This is a genomic window from Halomicronema sp. CCY15110 (assembly GCF_016888165.1).
Taxonomy (GTDB): domain Bacteria; phylum Cyanobacteriota; class Cyanobacteriia; order Phormidesmidales; family Phormidesmidaceae; genus Halomicronema.
Window position 1 is genome coordinate 13,606 of sequence record NZ_JACSWC010000299.1, and the last position, 24,250, is coordinate 37,855.

Below are 24,250 nucleotides of genomic sequence, written 5' to 3' on the forward strand. Positions count from 1 at the left end.
GTGCTCAAATAAATATTCGGCGACAAGATTGACTATAAACCCGACGACTTTTACTTTGCCAATCTTTGACAGCACGGTGTCAGGCATTTTCTGCTTCATCCGGCGTATCATCAAAGCTGCCGTCGATTCTTGCTTCACAGGTTTCAAAAGATAAAAAACCAGCCTGTTCATATTCATCTAACTGATCGTAGACTGCCAGATGATTTCCACTAGGTTTGATGTCTATAGCAACATTTATTGCATCAGCTCGTTCATACGAGGCTTCATACTTTTCCAGTGTTTTCAGAAGCTCAATCTGGCGATCGCGGCCAATTTCTTTGTCAAAGATGATTCGGTAAGTTCTGTGTCCGCTTGGGGTCACAACCTTACGTATTTCTGGTTTGAGTTCATCAGAGTCAGCCGTGGCAACAACAATGTCTAAAAAATTTAGACCATAAGCAAAGAATGGGACATTTTCGATGCGATACAGGTCATTTCCCAGCGGAGTAGCCCAAAGTGACTCACCACCGATCGCCCAGTGATTGGGAAGATCGATATAAACTTTTTCTAAATTTTCATTACTCATAGGTAGTGACGCCTAACAAACTTATTGAATAGTAAGTTGCTGGATATTGTTCTAATTTGGATAGATCGCCAAAAGCTTTCTTACGATCATGGGGCTGTAAGGCGATCGCAATAAACTTTCCACATCTTTTCAGACATAGTCCAAAGCTCATCGCCGTCGATCGCCCCAATCTCGGCCAGTTCATCCAGTCGGTGCAAGAGGCGATCGCGGTTAATGAGCAGGGGTGACACGGCTGGTCGCGTAACTGGGTGTCAGTGGTCAAAGACATGGTGATTAAACGAATATTCAGCGATGCGATCGACTATAAACCTGATGGCTGCTATTACGCCAACCGCGACTACCCCGACTAACGATTGACAGTGCCCTTTTTGGCAACTCTTAACAGTCGCGATAACTGGACAAAAGCACCCTATTTAACTCAGCCGACCATTTCGAGAGGTTTCAGGGCAGCAGGATTGTCAGGCGTTTTCTCTCGCCATTTTGATGTAGCCAGGAATGCTTTCAAAATCTTTGAACCATCGTTGAATATTGGCATACTCTGACAAATCAAAGCCCCCCTCGTGAGCGACATGGGTGTAGGCATACAAGCTAATGTCGGCAATGGTCGCATTCGCACCCAAAAAGAATTGATTGTCAGCTAAATGCTGTTCCATCACGGCCAGCGCTTTGTATCCACCCGCTTGTTTTGCGTGATATTCGGCTTCTCGCTCTTTAGGCAAACCCAGGTACTTATTGATGTATCTGGCGGTGGCAACATAGGGTTCATGACTATACTGCTCAAAAAACTGCCACTGTAAAACTTTCGCTCTTTCATACTTGGTTGAGGGCAAAAAGTCAGTTCCTTCTGCGAAGTAATTCAAGATTGCATTGGACTCCCACAGATAGTTGCCGTCATCCAACTCCACGACGGGTATTCGGGTGTTGGGATTCATGCGCTTAAACGCTTCGGTATGAGTTTCGCTCGCGAGGATGTCAACCGGAATCCATTGATGGGGAATATCCAAAAACTGCATCAACAGTTTGATTTTGTAACAGTTCCCAGACAACATATCCCCGAAAATCTTATACATATAATTTTCTCACTTAACGTTCCGGTTGAGCGGCAGCAGATTGACCACAAAGGTAGACGAAAAGACTCTCAACTATTCGCTCCAACCGGATTGCTAGATTGCCGACACGTTCCTAAATATTTGAAGCTGACGGTTTATCTAGACCTGCGTCAACAGTTACGACTTTAAACAACAAGTCACCAAAATCTACCTTTTCTGCTTCTTCAAGCAGCTTTTCTATCTTCTCAAATTCTTTCTTTCTATAAACGATAATCACATAATATCCATGCTGAATTTGTTTTGCTCTCAAATAAGCGGGAAGTTGCTCTAAACGCCCCTGTTTTAACTTGCTACTCTTTGCAAGTTTCAGTTCAACTAAAGCACGTTTTTGGTAGCCTGATGAGAACTTAAAATCGACTGGGCCTCTCCCAGTTTCAACCTCTCTTGATATGTCTATGTTATTTGCTTGACAATAGCTTGTCACTATGCTTGAGAACAAACACTGTGCTGTATTTTCATCACGCGGTTTACGCTCAGCTTCATCTGAGTTAGTCAATTTCTGTGCATCATTCCAAAGAAGCTTGAAGCAGCCTTGTTCCTCAACGCACAAGCGGAATTGTTGAATTATGGTTTCTACAAACTGTAGAAACTCTTCATCATTCGAGGCAGATAGAGGTATGGGATTCAAGGATGCAAAGTCAAATGCCTTTCTCGTATTGCGATATAAGTTTTTCTCATCCTCCTCAAGATTGTAAGGAGTAATATTCGCTTCATTCTCAACATACTGTATGTATTCACTAACCCACTCTGGGCGCTTTTCCGCAATATCGATAATGGTCGCTTTGCTAAAGGACTTCTCAATCTCATAATTGAGATCTGCCCTCAGTTCCTCGCTCTTATTTCTAGATACGTATTCTGAAAATCCATCAGAGCCTATAGCATGAATTGTGCATAAAAATTCCTTTGGAACTAACAGTACTGCCTTGTTTTTAAGACAAGGATTCTCAGGTAGGCTGAACGTTGCATGATCCCAGCGTCTGTCATGAAAATCAAATTGAGCATTGTCAATCAAAAACTTTTTGGTTGGAATAGAAAATTGCTCGCAAATTTCTTGAGTATATTGAATCAATTCGTATTTCAGAATATTTGCTGTGGCATCGCTAATCCCATCGGGACCAATTCCTTTAGTGAAGATTTCTATCTCCTCAAAATGATCGAGTCCTCTGTAACCTTTTTCAGCTAGCCTTACTAAAGCACCAGCACAAGCCTTCGCAAATTTGCTGCCCGGTCCAGCCCCTCCTTCACCCACGGATAATCCTAATCGAATTTCCATTACTTCTGGAAACTTAAGAAGGTTTTCTAATTTCTTTAGTGCTGTTCCAGACCGTTTTGCCTCGTGTGCTAGCTCAAACGCTGCCCTGAAAAAGTCCAAGAACTTCTGCTTAGCATTTGAGAAAGTAGGAATTTCAGATCTAAAGACGAAAAAAGGGTCAATGAAAAGTCCCGTATCTCGATCCATTCTAGGATCGAGCCAAATCTCCTCTCCAGTTGTAGAAAGCTTATAAAAGTGAGAAAAGTACTGCATTTACTTAGTTTTAGGTGATTCAGGAGATTCTAGAGCTTGATCAATTAGTAAGCGGGCAGTCTCAGCATTTGGTAGCGCCTCTTTATAGCGAAGGTTAGCTGTGGCAAACTCTTTTAGAGCTCTAAAACCTTCTTCAATTTTTTCAAACTCTTCTGCTGTTATTTTCTTGTCTTCAAACAAAATATCAATTTGATGCCTTGCTTCTAGGGCTTGTTCATGAAGTTCTTGAACCTTTCGTCTTGATGCAGAGAGTTTACTAAGAGTCTTCACTGCCTCAATAACTTTATCCTCACCCTGTGCCATTAAATCTTTCTCTGTAATTTCAATAAGCTGTCTGGTGCTGAATCCTTCGGGGATCTGAACATCTAATTGATTCTCGTTAATTAAATGAATAAGCTTTTGTGTAGCTTTATACCTAGCTTTTTCTGGATCTGAATTTGGTACCGTTAGTAACAGTTCTGGACACTGAGGGATAGTGTATCGAGGCATCGACCTTTGCCCTTCCAAAGTTTTGCACTCAATTTAACTTGTACCTCAAAGGCTTACAACCATCTACTCACAAACCAGCTTTCAATACAGTCCGCATTAAAATCCAGGCTATCTAACAATCTTATTAGACAGAAAGATTCTGCATATTATCCCGATTTAGGTGGATCGCGAGAATGTTTCCGCATATTATGCCGACGTCGGTAGATCGTGAGAAACTTTCCACATATTTTTAGTCATCGTCTGGCGATCGCTACGGCATCAAATTTGCGGGCGCGGAGACTGAGCGATTAATCAGTTGTTGATAAATTTCGAGATCGGTTGCGCCTTCGGTGCCGAAAGTGAGCACTCGCGAGGTGGTGGTGAGTCCTAGTTGCTGGCGAATGGCGGGCTGTTGGCAAATGACGAGTAATCCAGCCAGGCCGGCGACTCCAGACTCTCCCGCGACGATGGGCGATCGCTGGTGGGCGAGTTGCTGCATGGTCAGCACCGCCGCCTCGTCGGGAATGGTGATGAACCAGTCGGCGCTATAGCGCAAAATGTCCCACGCAATGGTCGAAGTATGGCCGGAGGAGAGGCAGGCCATAAGCGTGTCTTGGTCGCCCGTGAGGGTCACCAGTTCGCCTTGTTGGGCGGTGGCGTAAACGCAGGCGGCGCGATCGGGTTCCACCACGATGGTGGTGGGGCGATCGCGGCCAAATCGTTCCCACAGATACGCGCACACCGCCGCCGCTAGCCCGCCGACCCCGGCTTGCACCAACACATGGGTGGGCAGTTGGTCGGGCGGCAGTTGGTCAAACACCTCGGCCACCATAACGGTGTAGCCCTGCATCACCACACTGGGAATTTCGGTGTCGCCGGGATGGGCGGTGTCGGAGACGAGAATCCAGCCGTGGGTCTCGGCATCCGCAGCGGCTTGGTGGACGGAATCGTCGTAGTTGCCCGCGACTCTCACCATCTCGGCCCCATAGGCCGCGATCGCGGCTTCCCGTCCGGCACTGACCCCAGCGTGCAGATAGATGACGCAGCGGCAGCCAAACTGTTGCGCCCCCCAGGCGACCGATCGCCCGTGGTTGCCATCGGTGGCGGTGGTGACGGTGACGGTTTGGGTGAGGTCACGATACTGGCCAGAGCACAGGTCGGCAGCGGTGATGTCGGCTTTACCCGTGGCGGCCTCTACCGGCTGCACCAGTTGCCGAAACACCGCATAGGCTCCCCCCAAGGCTTTGAAGCTGCCCAGCCCAAAACGGGAGGCTTCGTCTTTGTACCAAAGTTGCTGAATGGATAGATTGGCCGCGAGGTCATGCAGCGATCGCAAGGGCGTGGGCTGATACGTCGGCCACTGGCGCAATTCGCCCCACGCCGCCGCCGTGCCCGCCAGCGATAGCCACGGCGTCGGCTGCGCATCGTAGACCAGGTCGCGCCGCGCTTGGGGATTGCGCAGGCAGGCCACCGGCCAGTCGGCAAACTGCGGCAGCCGGTCAGTCATGGCGGCCCGTTGCGAGTTGTGCGTCCAACGCGATCAGCGTATTCAGCAACACATCGGCCCCTTGCCCACACTGCTCCGGCGAAGTGTACTCATCTTCGGCATGGCTCACTCCGGCCTGACTGGGCACAAAAATCATCCCCATCTGCGTAAAGCGCCCGATCTCTTGGGCATCGTGGATGGCGCGGCTGGGCATGGAGTAATGGGTGAGATTCAGATCGTCGCAAACAGTGGCGATCGCCGCCTGCACCGCCGGACTCGCCAAGGTCGGCTCGACAAAATGCTGGGGCCGCAGCTCAATTTGGGTGCTGGTGCTGCTCATAATCTCGTCAATGCGCTGCTTCAGTACCGTGACCATGGTGCTCAACGTCTCCAGGGAGAGATCCCGCATATCGATAGTGAGATGCACCTGTCCCGGCACAATGTTGGCGGCATTGGGCAGCACGTTCAGCAAGCCCACCGTCGCCACCTGATCACCGGGAATCTCGACTGCCACATCATGGACGGCAGCCACCAGCAGCGAAGCCGCATAGAGGGCATCTTGGCGCAGGTGCATCGGTGTGGTGCCTGCGTGGTTCGGTCGGCCCGTAATGGTGACTTGGAAGCGCTGCAAGCTGACGATCCCCTGCACCACCCCAATCTGACACTGCTCCGACTCCAGCACGCCCCCCTGCTCCACGTGCAGTTCCAGGTAAGCGGCGATCGCGGCCTCCGTCCGCTGCGCCGTCGCTAGCGCCTCCCAGTTGCCGCCCACCCGCTGCAAACAGGCTTGAATCGTTTCGCCATCTAATCGCCGAAAATGTTCGGGATCGGTCAACTTGGCCGTACCCGCCATGGCCTTGCTGCCAATCATTTCCCCTTCTTCGTCGGTAAAGGCAATCACTTCGATGGGATGCCGCAGCCGCAGCCCTGATTCGTGCAACGTCGCCACCGCTTCAATGCCAGCCAAGACGCCCAGCGCTCCGTCATAGCGCCCTCCGGCTGGCACCGTATCAATGTGGGAGCCCGTCGCCAACGCGGGTAACGCTTCAGTCCCCCCGTAGCGACCGATCAGGTTGCCCGCCGCATCAAGGGTTACCGTCATGCCCGCCGCCTGCATCGCCGTCGTGACCCACTGGCGGGCCGCGAGGTCTTCATCACTGTAGGCGGTGCGTCGTACGCCCCCCTCCGGCAGTCGGCCAATGGTAGCCAGGGCTGACAATCGCTGTTGCAGGCGATCGCGGTTAATCCGCAATAAAGTCGCAGTTTTCATTACACCAGGTCATTCGCTCAGTCGTTCTATCCTGACGAGAAAGGTCGCCAGCCGTTGTCGGGATCACTACTAAATCAACCGCTAAAGATCGCCGAATAATCCGGTTGAGCATCAACCACACGATCCACTCGCTAAAGGTTTCATGCTCGCTGGGCACCAATTCGCCCCCCAGTCAATCACAGAGGGATGATAAAGTCGTCCTCATGGTAGATGTCGGCAACGAGATATATCCTCTAAAACACACATGAGACAGCACTGATCACTCAGAATTCATCAAGAGGTGTACTAGACTCCCCCCTCGGCGTACTTGTTAGCCCGTGCTTGGCACACTTTAAAGATCGGCGCAACAGCCCCCCCGATATTCAATTCACTGCTCACTGCAAACTAAACTTTTTGATTAATATGTCGACTGCATCCATTTCATCCGATCAGGTTTATAGCGTTATCGAAAATCGCCACAATAACCCGTTCGAGGTGCTGGGCTCCCATGCCATGGCCGCCACCGACGGCAACGGTAGCGGGGCCAAATGGGTCGTACGGGCCTACTTGCCAGAGGCCGAAGCCGCCTGGGTCATCCATCCCCAAGAGCGGCGGGAATATCCGATGCAGTCGGTACATCATCCCCACTTTTTTGAATGCGAAATGCCCGGCCCTGAAGACCGCAACTATCGCCTCAAGGTGAAAGAAAACGGTCACGAACGGGTCATGCACGACCCCTATGCCTTCAAGTCGCCGCTGCTGACAGACTTCGATATTCACTTATTCAATGAAGGCAACCATCACCTAATTTACGAAAAGATGGGAGCGCATCCGGTTGAGGTGGATGGTGTCGCAGGCGTTTACTTTGCCGTCTGGGCACCCAACGCTCGCAATATCTCGATTGTCGGCAACTTCAACAATTGGGACGGTCGTCGCCACCAAATGCGCATGTTGAACAGTGGAGTCTGGGACTTATTCATTCCCGAGCTTCAGCCAGGTGAACTTTATAAATACGAGATCAAAAACTCCGACGGACACCTTTATCTGAAGTCCGATCCCTATGGCTTTCAGCAACAAGTGCGTCCGGAAACGGCTTCCATCGTGGCAGATTTGACTTACGAATGGCAGGACCAAACCTGGATGGAGCAGCGCCGCAACTCTGATCCCCAAGAGCAGCCCATTTCGGTTTACGAAGTGCACCTGGGCTCTTGGATTCATGACGGCATGGATAATCTTCCGACGGATGGCACCCAACCCGTGGCCGTGGGCGGACAAAAGCCCGGAGCGCGGTTTTTGACCTATCGGGAAATGGCCGATCGCCTCATTCCCTACGTGCAAGAGATGGGCTACACCCACATCGAAGTGTTGCCCGTGGCCGAGCATCCCTACGACGGCTCATGGGGCTATCAGGTGGCGGGACACTTTGCCCCCACGTCACGCTTCGGCAGCCCCCAAGACTTTATGTATTTCGTTGACCAGTGCCATGAGCACGGCATTGGCGTCATTGTGGACTGGGTGCCGGGCCATTTTCCGAAGGACAGCCACGGCTTGGCCTACTTCGACGGCAGTCACCTGTACGAACACGCTGACCCGCGCAAAGGCGAGCACAAGGAATGGGGCACCCTGGTGTTTAACTACGGTCGCCATGAGGTGAAGAACTTCCTCATTTCGAATGCCCTGTTTTGGTTCGACAAATATCACATTGACGGCATCCGGGTCGATGCGGTCGCCTCCATGCTGTACCTCGACTACGATCGCGAGGACGGCGAATGGGTGCCCAACCAGTTCGGCGGCAACGAGAACCTCGAAGTCGTGGACTTTCTCCAGCAGCTCAACTTCCTGCTGTTCGGCTATTATCCCGGCGTACTCTCCATCGCGGAAGAATCCACCGCCTGGCCCAACGTGTCTCGTCCCACCTACGTGGGCGGTCTGGGCTTCAACCTGAAGTGGAACATGGGCTGGATGCATGACATGCTTCACTATTTCCACGAAGACCCCGTTCATCGGCGATATCACCACAACAACGTGACGTTCTCGCTGTGGTATGCCTTTACCGAGAACTTTATGCTGGCGCTGTCCCACGATGAGGTGGTGCATGGCAAGGGTCATCTCTATCAAAAGATGCCAGGAGACGAGTGGCAAAAACTGGCCAACCTGCGATCGCTGTTTGCCTACATGTTCACCCATCCCGGCAAAAAGACCCTATTCATGGGCATGGAATTTGGTCAGACGACCGAGTGGAATGCTTGGCTCGACCTGAATTGGGGTCTGCTGGAGCAGAAACCCCATCACCAGCTGAAGCATCTCGTCGCCAGTCTCAATACGCTGTACAAGCAAGAGCCAGCGCTATATACTGACGACTTTTCTGACGATGGCTTTGAGTGGATTGAATGCAACGACGCTGATAACAGCGTGGTCACCTTTATCCGTCGAGACAAGCATTCCGACCAGTTCATTGTGACGGTGTGCAACTTCACGCCCCAACCGCTGTACGACTACTGGGTGGGCGTACCCCAAACGGGCTATTACCGCGAATTGCTCAATACCGATGAGTCACAATACGGCGGCAGCGGAACGACCAATCACGGGGGCCAACAGAGCCACGATTGGGATCATCCGCGCTGGCCCCATGCTCTCGCCCTGACCCTACCGCCCTTGGGCGTCGCCGTTTTTAAACTCGACCAGTAAGTAACTTGCGCAACTGACGCAGCACCTCGCCTCGCGATAGGGTGCTGCCAAGCCCGTGAGTTTGATGAAACGCTCCACCCCCATGCTCGGCTTGAGCTTTGAGCAGCGGCGACGCGGTGAGTCGAGTGGGCCGCCTTGGTTCCTGTAGGAAAGCGGTTTCGAGCAAAAGCTCAACGCGCTGATCAAACTCAAGTCACATCAAATCCTTACTCATTCTGTTGTTCATTTTTCTACGAAGGAAGGAAGCTTCATGGTCGCGACGGCTGCCCGTATTCAACTGTTGGAAACCGAGACCCAAGCCTTAGTGGATTGGTCCGAGTCCGTTCAGCAATCAGACGAAACGCTGTACCACAAAGCGCAAATGCTCGCGACCCGGCTGGGGGCGCATTATCGTCCCGATGGCCTGACTGAGATTGGGTTCTGGGCACCGGAGTTGGGGGCCGATATGGTGCAGCCCAAAAATATCTACCTGGAAGTTTTCACGCCTAAGAAGAAGATTGATCCCAGCAAGGCCACCCAAAAGACGGTCTTTCGGCGGGACTACATCGAACTCGTCAAAGAGGGAGAGTATTTTTGGGGCGTGCTATCGGGTATGAAACCGGGCACGAAAACCGAGATTGGCTCGTTTTATTGGCTGCGCTACTTGGATATGAACACCGATGAAGTGCGAGTGATTGGCGATTGCTTGGCCTACTCCCTGCCTTACGGCGTCTATGCCCCCGCTGAGCTGTATGACATGGAGCAGCTACAGCGCGATCGCGCCGATCTGGACTACTTCACCCAGGGCGATGTCGACGAAAATGACGTGATCCGGGTGCATCCACCCACCAACATTCTGCAACTGCACGTCAATACGGCATCGCCCAATGGTTATCTGAGCGGTTTGACGAGCGTGTATCGGGCGATCGCCGACAAACTCAAAACCCAGCAGACGCTAACCCCCGCTGAGCAAAATTTCATCGGTTACGAATCTGTGCAACTGCTCCCCATCGAACCCACGGTGGAATATCTCGGCGAGCACGAACTGGGACATGGCTTCTTCATCATTGACGAAGACGATATGGGCGAAATGGATCCCGAAACCGCCGAGGTCGAGCGAGAAGAGGGGGAGGTGAAAGTCACCCTGAAAAAGCCTGATACCCAGAACTGGGGCTACGACATTGTCATCTTTGGCTGCTCCGCGACCAACCCCTCCGTGCTGGAAACCCTGCGCCCCGATGAACTGGTGGAGTTTATCGAAACCCTGCACAACTTCCCCACAGGGCCAATCCAAGTCATTTACGACATTGTGTACGGCCACGCTGACAACCAGGGCAGCAATTTGCTCAATGGGCGATTTCTCAAAGGGCCAAACATGTACGGTCAGGATATCAACCACCAGAATCCCACCGTGCGGGGCATTTTGCTGGAAATGCAGCGCCGTAAAAACAATACCGGCGCTGACGGCATCCGGGTGGATGGGGCGCAAGATTTCAAATTCTTCAACCCGCTGTCCGGCCTCGTGGAGTATGACGACAACTACCTCAGCGACATGGCCGAGGTGCGGCAAGAAATTGGCGGCAGCGTGCGACGGCTCTATTCCATCTTTGAAGATGGTCGCCCCTGGCCCGCCGAAGGCTGGGAAGAGATCTCGACCTATCGCGATATTGTGGAATTCAAGCCCGACGCCTTCCAATGGGGGCCGCTGGTTTTTGCCCACAATACCCCCAGCATTCGCCAGTTTTGGGACAAAAAATGGCGGCGAGTCACGGAGCAAATGCAGGTCGGGGCCAACTGGATTACGGGCTGTGGCAACCACGACACCCTGCGGCGCGGCACCCAGGTCGATCCCGACCTCGACATTAACTGGAACTTGGGCGAAGGGCTACCGGAAGTGTTGAACAACGCCTACGATAACCCCGCGATCGCGCTCATGACCTACGGCTTCAGTCCCGGTTTGCCGATGGATTTCATCAACTGCACGATGCACGCTCCCTGGGGCTTTTTGCGCAATACGGACGATCGCTACGGCGTCAAAGTCGTTTCCGAAGAGGTCGGCGGCTTTCTCGACTGGCAAATCATCCCCGAAACCTATGAGTGGCCAAACATTTTTCCCCGACTCAAAGCGATGGGCTTTACCAAGCTGGGCGAGCTGCGACAGTTTGTGAAGGGTTTGTATGACGCGATCGAAGACACCGACTATGACTTAGAAGAAGTCGCCCATTTATGTCAGGAATTCATTGTGGCCGATCCGGAGTCGGAAACTGTTAAAGAAAAAGCGAAAACACGCAAGTCGGCCCAAACGCTGCAAAAGTTGAATACTCCCGACAAATCCGAAATTCTGACCCAACTGGATGTCCACAAACTCAAGGACTTCGCCAAAAATTTCATGGAAGATGCCCATGAAATGTGCAACGTGTGGCTGCAAGAAGACGCGATTGATACCGATCAAGCTGCCTACAACCTTGCGTTACGGCGGTTTCGGTTAGCTAATCCCTGGTTGCGGGAAAATCTCTCAAACCTCGATCGCTTCAACCGCATCAATACAGAAGCACAGACCCTGTTTTATGGGTTGCGCACTGCGCCGGAAACTACTGGCAATCCCTATCAGGTGGCGATGGTGACCCATATGGGTGGCGATCCGCTGGAGGTAACGCTCGGCGATTGGCTGCAAGTTAACTTAGCTGACTGGCGAGTGGCGATCGCCTCCCCTGGTGTTGACCTCAAACCCGGCGCGATCGTGCCCAAATCGTTCGCCCTGTCAGACAGTCAAGCCGTCTTACTAGAGCGCACATCATAACTTTCAAGCCAACACAAAAAACAAAAAACAAGTATCCTCCATCTTCATCCAAAAGCCCGCCTGAATTTAATGTTCAGACGGGCTTTTAGTCATCAAACATGTGAAATAGATGACCAGTTGTAGACATTCACTCCAGTTCCGCATCACAAATTTTCCTCTTAGAGAAGCTGCTTTTTCTCAGCTATTAACGATGTTGAAATAGATGTTGAAATAGATGTTGAAATATTGACATTAACTGGTTTACCTAAACAGTAGTGAGAAGCTTTAAAGAGCCAATAACCATTTCACGGAGATGGTTATTGGCTCATAAAACTAATAGCTCACAGCAGCTTAATTTTGCTGAAATAACCGAATTTCTTGCTGCGGGAACGGAATCGAAATACCTTCTGCATCTAGCCGTTTTTTCACATTTTCTTGCACGTTAAAGTAAACATCTAAATAGTGTGCTGCTTCTGTCCAAGGGCGCACCGCAAAGTTGACGCTGCTATCGGCCAACTCAGTCACGCGAATGACGGGCGCAGGCTCACTTAAAACATAGGGATCAGCCTGAACCACCTCGGTAATAATCTGTCGGGTATGGTCGATATCAGCATCGTAGGAAACACCAATGATCATATCGACCCGTAGCGTTCCCTCCGCCGAGTTATTCACGATTTTGTCACCCGTCACCATGGAGTTAGGCAAAATGACTCGCTTGCCTTCTGGCGTTTTTAAGCGGGTCGAAAAGAGTTGAATCTCTTGAACGGTGCCCAACACGCCACCCGCTTCAACAAAGTCACCGACTTTAAAGGGTCGGAATAAAATGAGTAAGACACCTGCGGCAAAGTTAGCCAGAGACCCTTCTAACGCGAGGCCGATCGCTAACCCCGCAGCACCCAAAACTGCTACCAGTGAGGCCGTTTGTACCCCGACTCGACTAAGGGCAGCAATAATGGTCACCGTTAGAGCTGAATAATAGGCGAGGTTGGCGGAGAAGTTGGCCAGGGTGGGATCAGTACCATTTTTGCTGAGCATTCGCCGAAGGAATCGCCGCACGGCTTTGGCAATCCAGCGACCGACAATGAAAATTGCGATCGCGGCCAACACATTCAGGCCAAACCGCGTAATCACATCGACTGCCGTTTGCAGATAATCTGGTATTTCTTGCATAAACAATTCCCCTTTGCCAAGTTAAGCATGACATTGATGTCAGACTCTATTAAAGGGGGGCCACCACTCGAATCAATCATCTAAAGGATAGATTCTATTAGCAGCATAAGTTTTCCAAATAGCTTAAGTGACTCAACGATTGCAGACATTAAAAAATCCTGCCCCAGCACATATCTGAGAGCAGGATTTGCTTATTTGTAGGCAATCCAAACTTGTGTCGTTATCTCCAATCGTGGGCAAACCGCTCACTGTCAATCAGGAAGAAACCGGCAAATCTGAGTTGGCTGTTTAATCGGTGATGACTAGATGAACATCCTTGCGATGAGAACACTGCTGCCTGCAAGTTTCATCGTCCTGAGGGCGTCATTTCACGCGGTTGTTCAGTGCGCTTACTTGAACCATCAATACTGGCTGCACCTGCCCCCGTGTAAATCACCAGCAACAGGCCCCCAACGAGACCCAAATTCTTCAGAAAAGCCGTCAATTCAGCACTATCTAAAAGCGGATTGTGGTAAACCAATGTCGCTGGCACTAAGAACAAAATGAGCAGCGTGGCACCGATGTTGACCTTGTAGCCAAAGATCAGAGAAGCTGCCCCTAAAAGCTGGAACGCAATCGTGCCGATCGCGAACAGCGGAGCCAACGGTAAGGTCTGGCCAATCATGTCAGCAAATCCCGAAAACCCAATCAAATGCTTAATGCCCGCATTCAGAAAGACGAGTGCTAAGGCAATGCGAGCCACTAAGGGTAAATATTTCATCGAAAATACCTCAATAAAACTGCAAAAAAATCCAAGTCAAAGCTCAATGCTTGGCATCTGTATGAGCAGACAGTTGACGCAGGGCGCGATCGCCCATGACGTAGTTTTGCACCCAGGTCAGCAAGACTAAAAGTCGGCTGCGATACCCCGGCAGATAAACCACATGCACCAACAACCACATCAGCCAGGGCAGCCAGCCGCCAAAATTAACGCCCAGCACTGAGCCCACGCCGCCATAACCACCGATAATCGCCAACCGCCCTTTGTTGAGATAGCGAAACGGTCGGGGCGAGTCGCCAGCGAGTTGCCGCCGCAGATTGCGGGCCACTGCCACGCCCTGCTGTAGCGCCTCGGGGGCCACCCCTGATAGGGGCTCGCCGGACTGCTCAAAGTAGGCCACATCGCCAATGGCATAGACATTGTCATGCTCAACTAGCTGTAAAGTCTCGCGGAGCGCCAGCTTGCCTTTGGCTTTTTGATGGCTGGGCTGAGCCAGGGTCGGAGGATTGGCCGTGACTCCAGCCGCCCAGACCACGGTAGCCGTCGCGATCGCCTCTTGGTCAGACAGCTTAACGTCCTGCTCAGAACACGCCGTCACTTTCGTATTCAGGCTCACCTGCACCCCCAACTGCTCTAGCTGGCGATGGGTGTAATTGCCTAACCGCTGGGGAAACTCAGGCAGTAGGCTGGAACCGGCCTGCAACAGCATCACGCGGCCCCAGTCACTCAACTCCGAAAAATCGCGCCGCACTGCGCCCCTGAGCCATTCGGCTAGGGCACCAGCTAGCTCGACTCCAGTCGCCCCGCCCCCCACGATCGCAAAGGTCATGAGCCGCTGGCGCTCCCGGTCATCGGTAATAAAAGCGGCCTGTTCGCAACACTGGAGCACATGATTGCGCAGCTCCAACGCCTCGCGCAGGCTTTGGAGGGTAAACGCATGGGCTGCCACGCCGGGCACGCCATAGTCGTGAACAGCGGCCCCCGTCGCGACCACTAAATAATCGTAAGGAATCAGGTTATCTCCCAAGTCCACCAATTTGTGATGAAAATCGACCCGCTTGACCTCGGCCTGCAAAAAGCGCACATTCCGCATCCCCCGGAGTTTTGTCCGTACGGGATACGCGACTAGACTGGGCTCTAATTGGGCCGTCGCCACCTGATACAGCAGCGGCACAAATGTGTGGTAGTTATTGCGGTCAATTAACAGCACGTCCGCCGTCGCCCCAGCCAAGGACTGAGCTGCTTGAAACCCACCAAAGCCCGCGCCAATAATGACGATGCGATCGCGCTGGGTCGATGGGGAGGGGGGAGCCATGGCAAAGCTGCCTCTAGTCCAAGAAAGAATCTAAATATTAACTTAAGTTAAGCGGCGGCGCTGGAAATCGGCTAACCGATAGATTTTCCGGTTTCGGCGGTGCTGAGTCTGTCTGTCAAGCCCTCCATCGGCGCGCGATCGCTCCATCCCATGGCAACTGCCTGAGTCAGCGGCGGTCAAGCATAAGAGTCGGGACATGCTCACGCTAAGGAAGCTGCAATGAAATAAAGTACCCGTGCCATTCGGTTTCGACTTCGCTCAACCTGCCAGTATCGAGAGTTGAGCGGAGTCGAAACTCGGTCCATAGGGATCTTTAGGGATCTTTTTTGCACGCAAGTCCCTAAAGGTATCCATACCAAAGCAGGGAAAGCCTTCACACTCATCCACCGCCTCTAGTCTGGAATGGTCTTGTGCCGCCCTTCCCAGTAGGAGTCAAAATATATGGCAATTTTTACGGGGTGTCGGTGGGGCCGGACGATTCTGCATCAGCTGGTGAAGATTCTTGATCCGGCGAGGATTCGGTTGACTCGGCCTCGTCAGCGCCGGGCGAGGCGGCGTCTGAGGCGGGGCCGCTCGGCAACGGGCCAGGCCGATTGCCCCGCTTTAAGACCAGGTACAAGTCATAGCGCAAATGCTGCTCGTCGAGTACGGTGGCCGTCACCCCCAACGCCTCGATCGCGGTCAACAGGCCCTGATCTGCCACCGGCAAATCGGGCACAAATAAATTGCTTTCGGTTTGGGTGAGCGCGGCTAAGTTGACGAAAAAGTAGCCGTTGTTCGGATAGGGCGCATCGCCAGTGGTGAGCTGGAACAGGGGCGACTGGGCCAAGGAGCGCCGGGGTGGGGGCACGATCGCTTCATCTGTCCCCACGCCCAGGGCCAAAAAGGCAATGCTGCTATCCAACCACCCCCGCGACAGCATGGTGGACTCAAACGGCGACGTCCAGCGCACGAGTTCCACATCGCCCGCTGACTCATCGCTGATGGTAAAGCGATAGCGGTTTTCCACCACATCATCCAGTTGGGCAAAGGCTTGTTCGGCGGCGAGGCGATCGCTCACCTGGGCCAATGCCACCAAACTCGGATTGGGCAAGGGGGTCGCATCATCCTGAATACTTTCGGTGGCAGGGGGCACCAGGGCGAGAGCAAACTCGCCTTGCAACCAGGGCAGCAGATCTTCTGACAGGGTAAGGCCGGTGCTGCCTTGCAGCGCTAGCGCTAAGTTGTCGGGGTTGAGCGCCGTCAACGCGCCCCAATTGCGACGCTCGCTCAGGTCGGCCCAAAACTGCTGAAAGCTTCCCCCCGAGGCAAATACCAAAGTGTCGCGGGGCACGTAGTCGGGTAGCTGAGCAGGCACGTTGGTATTGACGTAAGTGCGATCGCTGTCTTCGCCAAACCAACTGGTGCTTCTGACTTGTAGCCCCTGGGTTTCGAGGGCGATGGTGGCGGCCAACCCGCGCGTCTCCTGAAAGCTCTCGATCAAAGTCCCGGGCAGCGTGGGTTGCGATGTTTGGGCCAGGAGCTGCGTCGCCGCCGGAATGTTGACATAGAGTTTGCTGAACGCTTGAGTGACGCCAATCTGCTCAAACGAGCGGCGATATTCGGCCAAATCGGCCAGGTTCTTGCCCCCTTTGTAAGCATCAATGGCCTGCTGAGCAACGGTTTCGTCCTCTGCCACGAGAATCAGCTGGGTTCCTAGTAGGCCCACAAACACCATGTCAGTGGCCTCGGCCTCGGAGGGCGATAGTTGATGCAGGGTGACGCCACGATACTCAATCGAGTTGTCATCATTGGCCGCTAGGGGCAACGCTGCCGCCGAAATTTGTGCAGCTTCTGGGTCGGCGATCGGCAGCAGCAGCAGCCGTTGTTCACCGCCCACCAAGCTTCCCGCTGGCTCCCCGTCGGCGCTCGCAGCATTGGGGGGCACCCACGCGATCGTAACTTCTGGCCCGACCCAGGGCGCAATGTCGGCAGTAAAGGAAAGGTCGTATTGGCGCAGCCAGCGATCGCGCCATTCCGCCAGTTTTTGATCAAAAGTGGTTTGGGTCTCGGGGGTGCCAAATTGCCGCACTTGATCCCACTGCTCTGGATTCGTGGACAGGGTGACCGCCGCCACGGCGGACTGGGGCACCGCTCTCACCCCGGCGGGCAGCCCCCGCGCTTGCAAGGTGCGCCATCGCAAGCCGCCATAGCCCAACGCTCCCGCTAGCAGCAGCAAGCCGGTGGTTCCAATAGTGACAACGAGGGGCGGTTTCTTGGCAAACATAGGGCCGCTAATCACAGCAGTGGCGTGAGAGTCATGGAGGGTTCAGACGAGCCCAGCGGTTGAGTTGAGCCCAAGCCGACAACGCGATGCGGGAAGCGGGGCCAGGCTCCTGCTCTGTCAAGCCATCCTGCCGACCCGATCAACCTAGACGCAATTCAGCTCTGACACTTTAGCAAACCCTTTTCAGAATGAGACGCTCAGCAGCAGAGTAATTTGTGAGGGAAGATCGGCGATCGCTCAAACCAGCATGGGCTAGCCTGGACTAGTGCTGCCGCCTGCCAGCATAACGTGGGGCAACGGCAACAAGGTCTGCGATCGCGTATTTGCACGGTATCGAATCGGAGTTATAAACGGTTGGCCCTGAGATCTAGGGTGTAAATTTACATACTCTTGGTCAATCCTGCGGTCGAACTTATTGGAAACTTCATCTGGATTTCGCTCTACTTCTGCTAATTTTCACGTCGTTTAGGGGATACTACGACTACCTCACTCGCACACTTTTCTGTGCACCCTCAGCCACACCTGTCTAAGTCATTCTTGGGAGCTGAAGATTTATGGTCAGTAGTGCATCGCTTATGAACGGTTCTCGGCGACCATCACTGCTCTTTGGGAGTCAGGCCCGTGTGAAGTCAGTTCAGCAAAGTGAGGCCCTGCGACGGGGACAGGTTTTAGTCGAAACAGCCCCCCACGGCATGATGGGTGCGGCTGTGCGGGCCAAAATGTATGTCGCCGCCAGCCGCACTGACCTCTGGACACAGTTGACCCAATACAGTCGGTGGCCCGAACTTTTTCCCAACATCAGCCGGAGTGAGGTGCTGGCCTCAAATCCCCAAGGGCATCGGCTTTACCAAGTTGGCCGCAAGGCATTTTTAGCGATCGCGGCGGAAGTCGAAATTTATTTGAAAGTTTACGAAGACCCGGATCGCAGTATCCAGTTTCGGCTGGAAAAAGGGACTTTTCGGGATTTTGCGGCTGACCTGACGCTGCAAGATTGGCAAAACGGCACGCTGCTCACCTATGCCGTACAAGCCACGCCACTAATTCCGATACCGGCCTTTCTGATTGAACAGGGGATGCGCCAGGACTTGCCAGGCAACATGGAGCACCTGCGTAAAGCCCTTTGTCGGTAAACGCATCGTTCAGAGTCCCGAGTCACCCCTCAGGTTGCCGGTGCGTCGCTGATCCAGCCGAACTATTCTTCAGCGGTGTCGCTGGGTGCGTTAGGGGGGGAAGATTCAGCCTCCGAGGAGGGGGCGGTCTGTGCGCTGGAGGCAGGCGATCGCGGTTTTTCAGGATTGGTGGTCTTATCCTCTTCTGAGGTCTCTCGTTCAGGATCGGCCGCCGCCCCGGTCCCCAGCGTTGCCGGTGCCCGGTTCCCGACCTCGACGCAGTTGTCTGGGTCGTAGGCCACTAACACCTCAAATTGATAGCCCGTGAAGCTCTCCACGGTCGAAAAATCGAGGGTTTCAATATAGTCAATGGCTTGCTGGTTAAGGCCCAAATAGCCCGTACTGCGAATCACCTCGGGTGCGCCCAACAGTTCGCCCGCCGGACTGACCCACGCGCCGATCAAGCCTTTTTGGGGCTCTTTGGTGAGACAGAACCCGGCACCATATTCAATTTCTAAGGCGAGGGGCCGCCGAATGATGCCCGCGACTAGCGCATCCGCTGCGTCAGCCGTGCCCGCTTCATCGGTGGCTGAGGCCGGAGCCAAAATCCCCGCTGTCGCCGCCGATTCGAAGGCGCTGCTGATGGCGTCGGCGTCGCTGACGGCCAAATCTAGGGCAAAGGTTTCGCCATTTTCCAACCACTCGCTGTAGCTGACGTTGATCGCGTCAATGTCCGTTTTATCGCCATCAAAGGTGTAAGCCTGCAAGCGTTCTTCGAGGGGGACAGTGTTGGTGGGATTGCTGTTGGCCGCGATCGCCTCAGCGTCTTCTTGGGAAAGGGAGTTCGATTCACCGGCCTCGGGACGAAGCGCAGCCGCACCAGGCGGCTGCTCTGGCCCTGGCGCAGTGTTCGCAGGTGTCGTCGCGTCTGGATCAATGGTCTCGTTGCCGCTGCTGCCCAGGGGTGGCAAGCCACCTGACAAGGGCAGCGGCGAGCGGGGGCGGCCAATGGAACTGATATCAAACGGCAGATTATAGGCGGATGGGGGAGAATTATTGCGCCCGGGAGACAGCAGGGGATCCGAATTGATGATGCGATCGCCCTCACCCCGCGAATTACCCTCGGCAAACAGCGGCGAAAGCGGGTCTAAGCTACCAAACTCGCCAAAATCGTAGAACGGGCTGGAAAAATCGGGCAACCGCTCCTGTTCCGCTGCCGTGAGTTCAACCAGGGGCACATTGCGGCGCTCGGCGGCCAAGTCAGCCTCGGTCATTGGCTCAAATCCGAGACTCGGAAACGTGGGGCCAACGGCAAACAGCACCCCGTGAAAGCCAACAGAAATGACTCCCGCTAACCAAGTGGGTTGTAAAAATCGTTGCCAGTTAAATCGTGGCGATGAAGGTGGGTTGGCAGTCATGAAAGTGATCGCTCCCTTAAGCCCAGACGCGATAATTATCCTAGACGGAAATCTGGACGCTGTGTTGCCTGTGGGGCAGAAGATGCGCGATCGCAGTCAATAATCATGAGCGAGAAATAGGGCAAATCGAGATCGGGGCGATCGCGCAAATCCAGATAAATTTGCTCGTCGGCTTGCGTGGCCCGCACAATGACGCGGCTCTGGGCTAGCAAATCCCGGCGCTGCAAAATTTTCCACACGTCGGCATACACCGACGCCACCTTCATCAAGACCACGACATCGGCCTGGTCAAGGGCGGCTTCGAGATCGGCGATCGCATACAGGGCAGGCAACACCAGCAGCCGCTGTTGCAGAATGGTGAGCGGCATGCCTAGCTGGGCCGCCGCCGCCAACGGTGAGCAGACCCCCGGCACGGTGGCGACCTGGGCCTCGGGATGATGATTTTGCAGGGTGTGGGCCAGGTACGTGAATGTGCTGTAGAAACTAGCATCGCCCTCGGTGGCGAATACCACGTCTTGTCCGGTTTTGAGGTGTGCCCAAACGGCCCCAGCGGCCAGCTCCCAAGCCGCCGCTAACGTGCCCGGATCTTGCACAAACGGAAACGCCAACGGTAGCTGTATTTGATGGCTCGACAACAGCGGCTGGATGATGGTTTGCGCTACCCCAGGTTGCCCCTGCCGTCCCGCCGGAAACGCCACTACCGGACAGGTTTGCAGCAGTCGCGCCGCTTTGAGCGTCAACAACTCTGGATCGCCCGGCCCCGCGCTCACGCCCCAGAGGGTTCCGATTGGTTGTTCTGCCATCACACCTTCATTCCGCTAACACTGGCCGCCTGAGTGCGCCAAAGGAAAGCTAGAGCTTGGTCGAGTGACCTCAGGCGGCTCTCAAAAACTACGGTCATCTAACAGGGAACCGTCCCGTCAGTCGCATCCCACCGCGTCTGTTTTCATCGTTGGGGGACACCCTCACTTATTCCTTTTGCAACACGTCCGAAAAGTCGAGTTCTTCCGAGGCCATCACCAATAATGTGTTGGCCAAAGGCGTAATGCGTTGCTGCAACTGCGCATAGTAGTCGGTGAAACTTTCGACGGCGTTTGGCGTTGCCAGCCCCAGCAGCACCAGATCCGCTGTCTGCGAGGAAATCAGCAAAATTTCGTCGAACGATCGCCCTTCTGACACAATCACCTGGGAAACTGCTCCAATCCGCAGGCTTTCCGTCAATCCCTGCAAATTCTTTTCGGCGGATTCGGCAGCAGCGGCATCGGGCACCACCAGCTTGAGACAAATTTCGGCATTGCGCCAGGCCCAGCTCGTCCGCAGCAGGTAGGCCAAGATCAGCATCAGCCCCCCATTGGATTGCAAGCCGCCCCACCACACGTCGATGCGGCGAAACCGGGCGGGGCGGCGCTGCACCAGGGTGAACTGTTCGGGACTGCTCCGCAAAATCGCCACGTTGCGCCGGGCTTGGTGACATTGGGCCACCAGTTCGCTGAAGCGATCGCGCCCCTCGGGATTTTCGGTATCCCCCAGCAAAATCGTGTTGGGCAACAGCGGCCCGATGCCATAGGCCTCAATCAACTGCTTCATTCCCTGAAAGGGATCGGGAGCCGTCACCAGCCGCACGAACGCCTGAATCCCGCGCTTTTCGAGATAGTCCTGTAACGTAGCTTCCAATTTTTCTTGGCGGCCCACGTCCCGGCTGCCCTCGGGCAATACACTCGCCACGGTGAACAAGCCCCGTTTGTGGGTCAGGGCATCAGCCATATCGAGCAAATGCCAGCGCTTGGTCGGCGCACCGGAAAAGACAAGCAAATGCGGTCGCCAGTTTTTCGAATCCAGCGGCCCCTTGATGCGAAACAGACCGGTGCGAATCAGGGTCATCCACGCGCCCTGGCGCACATCACCCCAGGTCCCTTCAATTTCTCGCCGTTCGAGCCAGAGATAAATGCCCAGCACGATCGCCGCCGCTACCACGGTCGCTACGGCGTTAATCAAAAACATGATGCTGATGCAGCCGACGGCCCCCAGCAGCGAAAGCATCCAGGGCACTTTAAAGGTGGGACGGAACGAGGGGCTACGCAGAAACCCCTCAATGCCCGCCGAGACATTGAGCACCATGTAAGTCGTGAGGAAGAACATGGTCAGTACCGGGGCGATTAAATTGAGATCGCCAATGGTGACGGCAGCCAAGGCAATGCCAAGGGTAAACAATGTGCCCAGGCGGGGCTCATCATTGGGGCCTTCGCCTTTGCCGAGCCACCGCATGGATTTGGGGATCACGCCATCCCGCGCCAAAGCTTGCAACACGCGAGGCGCACCGAGGATGCTGCCGATCGCACTCGACAGCGTCGCTCCCCAGACCCCCAGCAAAATTGAGTCGCCCCACAGGGCAATGCGGCGCATAATCAGCGGATCGGCGATCAGCGACGCCGGATCGGCCCGAAAATACAGCGTCAGGGGGATGAGCATGTAAATGACATAGCCCACCCCGATCGCCGCGAGCGTCCCCACGGGAATCGCCTTCGACGGATTCTTCAAATCGCCGGACATATTGACGCCGGACATGATGCCCGTCACCGCCGGGAAGAAAACCGCCAGCACCTCCCAAAAGCCCACCGAGCCGACCTCGACTGAGTCGGCAGCGGCGGTGGGCTCCGTCGGATGGCCAAAAACCAGGCAAATCAACGAGAGGGCGATCGCCGCCATGATGAAGTACTGCGCTTTAATGGCAATCTCGGCGGACTGCAAGGCCAGCACCGTCACCAGTACCGTCACAATCAAGGCCACCAGGGTCAGATTCAGGGTCGGAAAAATGCGCACCACACTCTCAGCAAAGCCCAAGGTATACAGCGCCACCGATAACGCTTGGGCAAAAAAGAGGGGAATGCCCACCGCGCCCCCCGTTTCGATGCCGAGGGAGCGACTGATCATGTAGTAGGCCCCGCCCGCGCGCACCACTTGGTCAGTGGCGATCGCCGAAATCGACAGCCCCGTCAAGAAGGTAATGCTGGTGGAAATGGTGACAATCAGTAGCGTATTGAACAAGCCCATATGTCCCAACACCCAACCAAATCGGAGGTACATGATCACCCCCAAAATGGTCAGAATCGAGGGCGTGAACACACCACCAAAGGCGCTCAGGCCCGTTGCCTCATCCGCAGTTTGAGACTTCGTTGCAAACTGGCTCGAATCAGAGCTGTGTTGAGACATAAAAGTGCACGACAAAAAAAGAAAAAGCGTTCTAACCCTGACCTGGACGGTGACTGCCGCATAGACCAGCCGAACTCGCGATCGCTGCGCGGTCACCAGTCTCTTGCGAAACCTCAGGTGGTGTTGTCACACACACCCCAAGATGACGCATTTGCCAGTTTTGGCAAACGGTTGAGCCGCCCCAACGGTTGGGGGCGATCGCGTTCATATTACAGGCATTCATTGTAAAAGCCGGTGGAGCTGAAAATTACGACAGATGATCATCGCTTGAAGATGCTCAAAGCAGCTAGCAGCAGGACAGGTTCCTCACCGCCTGAGTGATTGACTCAGCGTGACGAGAAATCAGCCGAGTGTACCCGGTTTGGTCTTGCCACTACCAGCAGGCAAATTTTTGAGCAGGACGATGTTTCGGGTTAGGAGTGCTCGACCAAGGCCCCAGGCTCGCCAGAGTCAGCCAAGGAAAATACCGTGTCGGGCTCGACATCAGGCCCAGACTCCATGCCCGGTGAACCGATGCATACCCGGCACGGCATCCCCGCAATGTCAGGCTTCTCAGTCAGCCGGCGCGGCACATCGGCGGCAGAAATGTGTCCCTCAATGACATCGCCATCGGCAAAGCTGGTATGGCCAGCGGTCAGATTTTGCGGCAGCCCAGATTCCTGCTTGAGCGCGGCCATGTCTTCCGTCACTTCGTCGCGCACTGTCAATCCGGCTTGCTCCAGGTGCCCCATCCACAGACGGCAGCACCCACAGATCGGCCTCCGAAACACCGTGAGTTCGGCAGCGATCGCCCTCGGTCCACCGCTCCCAATGGTGGTGTAAGCGTCCACCTCCCAGCCCGCGACGATCGCACTGAAGAACCAGAACTTGATGGGTACTCAAGGATTTTTGATGGTGCTGCGCTCAAATTGTGTAATCTTGCCAAGCAAGATCAGAAAATGACGCGGACGAGTCGTAGAACCGAGGCGATCGCCCTTTTTCAGAAGGCTACGATCGCCTCGGTTCGAAGCCCTCCCTGTTGGTTCGAAATACTCCCTTTCAGGCGAATTTAGAAATACTCAGTAGAGCTTGCAGTCCCCCCCTATTTTCAGACTTGAGAGAGGAATATAGGGTGAGGCAATAGTGGCAAATAGACGCATCCGAAACTGAGATAT

At 54.2% G+C, this 24,250-nt stretch carries 18 protein-coding genes; 3 read left to right on the top strand and 15 right to left on the bottom strand.

Annotated features, from left to right (window positions below):
• Positions 1–79: 79 nt before the first annotated feature.
• The 7 genes from JUK32_RS12815 to JUK32_RS12845 form a co-directional block, all read right to left on the bottom strand.
• Positions 80–565, bottom strand: coding sequence for a DUF4265 domain-containing protein (locus tag JUK32_RS12815; protein WP_204139249.1), 486 nt, complete (start codon positions 563–565; stop codon positions 80–82).
• Positions 566–651: 86 nt separating this feature from the next.
• On the bottom strand, positions 652–795 hold the full coding sequence (locus JUK32_RS12820; protein WP_204139250.1) for a hypothetical protein: 144 nt from the start codon (positions 793–795) through the stop codon (positions 652–654).
• 228 nt (positions 796–1,023) lie between these two features.
• Positions 1,024–1,635 carry a glutathione S-transferase family protein gene (locus JUK32_RS12825; RefSeq protein ID WP_204139251.1) on the bottom strand — a complete coding sequence of 204 codons (612 nt, stop codon included), beginning with the start codon at positions 1,633–1,635 and terminating at the stop codon, positions 1,024–1,026.
• A gap of 112 nt (positions 1,636–1,747) precedes the next feature.
• Positions 1,748–3,199, bottom strand: a complete 1,452-nt coding sequence (locus JUK32_RS12830) for a hypothetical protein (protein WP_204139252.1) — start codon at positions 3,197–3,199, stop codon at positions 1,748–1,750.
• Complete coding sequence (locus JUK32_RS12835) at positions 3,200–3,688, bottom strand: hypothetical protein (protein WP_204139253.1); 489 nt, start codon at positions 3,686–3,688, stop codon at positions 3,200–3,202.
• A 250-nt stretch (positions 3,689–3,938) separates the two neighbouring features.
• Positions 3,939–5,174 carry a diaminopropionate ammonia-lyase gene (locus tag JUK32_RS12840; RefSeq protein WP_204139254.1) on the bottom strand — a complete coding sequence of 412 codons (1,236 nt, stop codon included), beginning with the start codon at positions 5,172–5,174 and terminating at the stop codon, positions 3,939–3,941.
• Positions 5,167–6,423 (bottom strand): Zn-dependent hydrolase, encoded by a 1,257-nt coding sequence (locus tag JUK32_RS12845; RefSeq protein WP_204139255.1) that lies wholly within the window; start codon positions 6,421–6,423, stop codon positions 5,167–5,169. The genes JUK32_RS12840 and JUK32_RS12845 overlap by 8 nt, the downstream gene beginning before the upstream one ends.
• A 402-nt stretch (positions 6,424–6,825) precedes the next feature.
• Here JUK32_RS12845 and glgB point away from each other — a divergent pair, with 402 nt between their 5' ends.
• Together glgB and gghA are read left to right on the top strand one after the other, a co-directional pair.
• Complete coding sequence (glgB, locus tag JUK32_RS12850; protein WP_204139256.1) at positions 6,826–9,090, top strand: 1,4-alpha-glucan branching protein GlgB; 2,265 nt, start codon at positions 6,826–6,828, stop codon at positions 9,088–9,090.
• Positions 9,091–9,340: 250 nt separating this feature from the next.
• A complete protein-coding gene (gene gghA, locus JUK32_RS12855; RefSeq protein ID WP_204139257.1) occupies positions 9,341–11,869 on the top strand; it encodes a glucosylglycerol hydrolase in 2,529 nt (842 codons plus the stop codon).
• 330 nt (positions 11,870–12,199) lie between these two features.
• Here the strand turns inward: gghA and JUK32_RS12860 are convergent, their stop codons facing one another.
• The 4 genes from JUK32_RS12860 to JUK32_RS12875 form a co-directional block, all read right to left on the bottom strand.
• Positions 12,200–13,018, bottom strand: coding sequence for a mechanosensitive ion channel family protein (locus JUK32_RS12860; protein WP_204139258.1), 819 nt, complete (start codon positions 13,016–13,018; stop codon positions 12,200–12,202).
• 346 nt (positions 13,019–13,364) lie between these two features.
• Entirely contained in the window at positions 13,365–13,778 is a 414-nt protein-coding gene (locus JUK32_RS12865) for a DoxX family protein (protein ID WP_204139259.1), read from the bottom strand.
• A gap of 43 nt (positions 13,779–13,821) precedes the next feature.
• Positions 13,822–15,093 (bottom strand): NAD(P)/FAD-dependent oxidoreductase, encoded by a 1,272-nt coding sequence (locus JUK32_RS12870; protein ID WP_204139260.1) that lies wholly within the window; start codon positions 15,091–15,093, stop codon positions 13,822–13,824.
• Positions 15,094–15,544: 451 nt separating this feature from the next.
• Positions 15,545–17,359, bottom strand: a complete 1,815-nt coding sequence (locus JUK32_RS12875) for a DUF3352 domain-containing protein (RefSeq protein WP_204139261.1) — start codon at positions 17,357–17,359, stop codon at positions 15,545–15,547.
• Between the two features lie 623 nt (positions 17,360–17,982).
• On the opposite strand from JUK32_RS12875, the gene JUK32_RS12880 reads away from it, so the two are divergent.
• Positions 17,983–18,489, top strand: coding sequence for an SRPBCC family protein (locus JUK32_RS12880; RefSeq protein WP_309224540.1), 507 nt, complete (start codon positions 17,983–17,985; stop codon positions 18,487–18,489).
• A 62-nt stretch (positions 18,490–18,551) separates the two neighbouring features.
• On the opposite strand, the gene JUK32_RS12885 is transcribed toward JUK32_RS12880, so the two are convergent.
• The 4 genes from JUK32_RS12885 to JUK32_RS27515 form a co-directional block, all read right to left on the bottom strand.
• Positions 18,552–19,886, bottom strand: a complete 1,335-nt coding sequence (locus tag JUK32_RS12885) for a hypothetical protein (RefSeq protein WP_204139263.1) — start codon at positions 19,884–19,886, stop codon at positions 18,552–18,554.
• Positions 19,887–19,921: 35 nt separating this feature from the next.
• Positions 19,922–20,689 carry a precorrin-2 C(20)-methyltransferase gene (locus JUK32_RS12890; protein WP_204139264.1) on the bottom strand — a complete coding sequence of 256 codons (768 nt, stop codon included), beginning with the start codon at positions 20,687–20,689 and terminating at the stop codon, positions 19,922–19,924.
• A 166-nt stretch (positions 20,690–20,855) separates the two neighbouring features.
• Positions 20,856–23,096, bottom strand: coding sequence for a Na-K-Cl cotransporter (locus tag JUK32_RS12895; RefSeq protein WP_204139265.1), 2,241 nt, complete (start codon positions 23,094–23,096; stop codon positions 20,856–20,858).
• 413 nt (positions 23,097–23,509) lie between these two features.
• The gene (locus JUK32_RS27515; RefSeq protein WP_204139266.1) at positions 23,510–23,926 is read right to left on the bottom strand and encodes a DUF411 domain-containing protein; all 417 of its coding nucleotides are present in this window, start codon (positions 23,924–23,926) and stop codon (positions 23,510–23,512) included.
• Positions 23,927–24,250: the final 324 nt, after the last annotated feature.

Coding starts and splice junctions, on each gene's coding strand:
- JUK32_RS12815 (WP_204139249.1), bottom strand. CDS start 565: ATGAGTAATGAAAATTTAGAAAAAGTTTATATCGATCTTCCCAATCAC.
- JUK32_RS12825 (WP_204139251.1), bottom strand. CDS start 1,635: ATGTATAAGATTTTCGGGGATATGTTGTCTGGGAACTGTTACAAAATC.
- JUK32_RS12830 (WP_204139252.1), bottom strand. CDS start 3,199: ATGCAGTACTTTTCTCACTTTTATAAGCTTTCTACAACTGGAGAGGAG.
- JUK32_RS12835 (WP_204139253.1), bottom strand. CDS start 3,688: ATGCCTCGATACACTATCCCTCAGTGTCCAGAACTGTTACTAACGGTA.
- JUK32_RS12840 (WP_204139254.1), bottom strand. CDS start 5,174: ATGACTGACCGGCTGCCGCAGTTTGCCGACTGGCCGGTGGCCTGCCTG.
- JUK32_RS12845 (WP_204139255.1), bottom strand. CDS start 6,423: ATGAAAACTGCGACTTTATTGCGGATTAACCGCGATCGCCTGCAACAG.
- glgB (WP_204139256.1), top strand. CDS start 6,826: ATGTCGACTGCATCCATTTCATCCGATCAGGTTTATAGCGTTATCGAA.
- gghA (WP_204139257.1), top strand. CDS start 9,341: ATGGTCGCGACGGCTGCCCGTATTCAACTGTTGGAAACCGAGACCCAA.
- JUK32_RS12860 (WP_204139258.1), bottom strand. CDS start 13,018: ATGCAAGAAATACCAGATTATCTGCAAACGGCAGTCGATGTGATTACG.
- JUK32_RS12865 (WP_204139259.1), bottom strand. CDS start 13,778: ATGAAATATTTACCCTTAGTGGCTCGCATTGCCTTAGCACTCGTCTTT.
- JUK32_RS12870 (WP_204139260.1), bottom strand. CDS start 15,093: ATGGCTCCCCCCTCCCCATCGACCCAGCGCGATCGCATCGTCATTATT.
- JUK32_RS12875 (WP_204139261.1), bottom strand. CDS start 17,359: ATGTTTGCCAAGAAACCGCCCCTCGTTGTCACTATTGGAACCACCGGC.
- JUK32_RS12885 (WP_204139263.1), bottom strand. CDS start 19,886: ATGACTGCCAACCCACCTTCATCGCCACGATTTAACTGGCAACGATTT.
- JUK32_RS12890 (WP_204139264.1), bottom strand. CDS start 20,689: ATGGCAGAACAACCAATCGGAACCCTCTGGGGCGTGAGCGCGGGGCCG.
- JUK32_RS12895 (WP_204139265.1), bottom strand. CDS start 23,096: ATGTCTCAACACAGCTCTGATTCGAGCCAGTTTGCAACGAAGTCTCAA.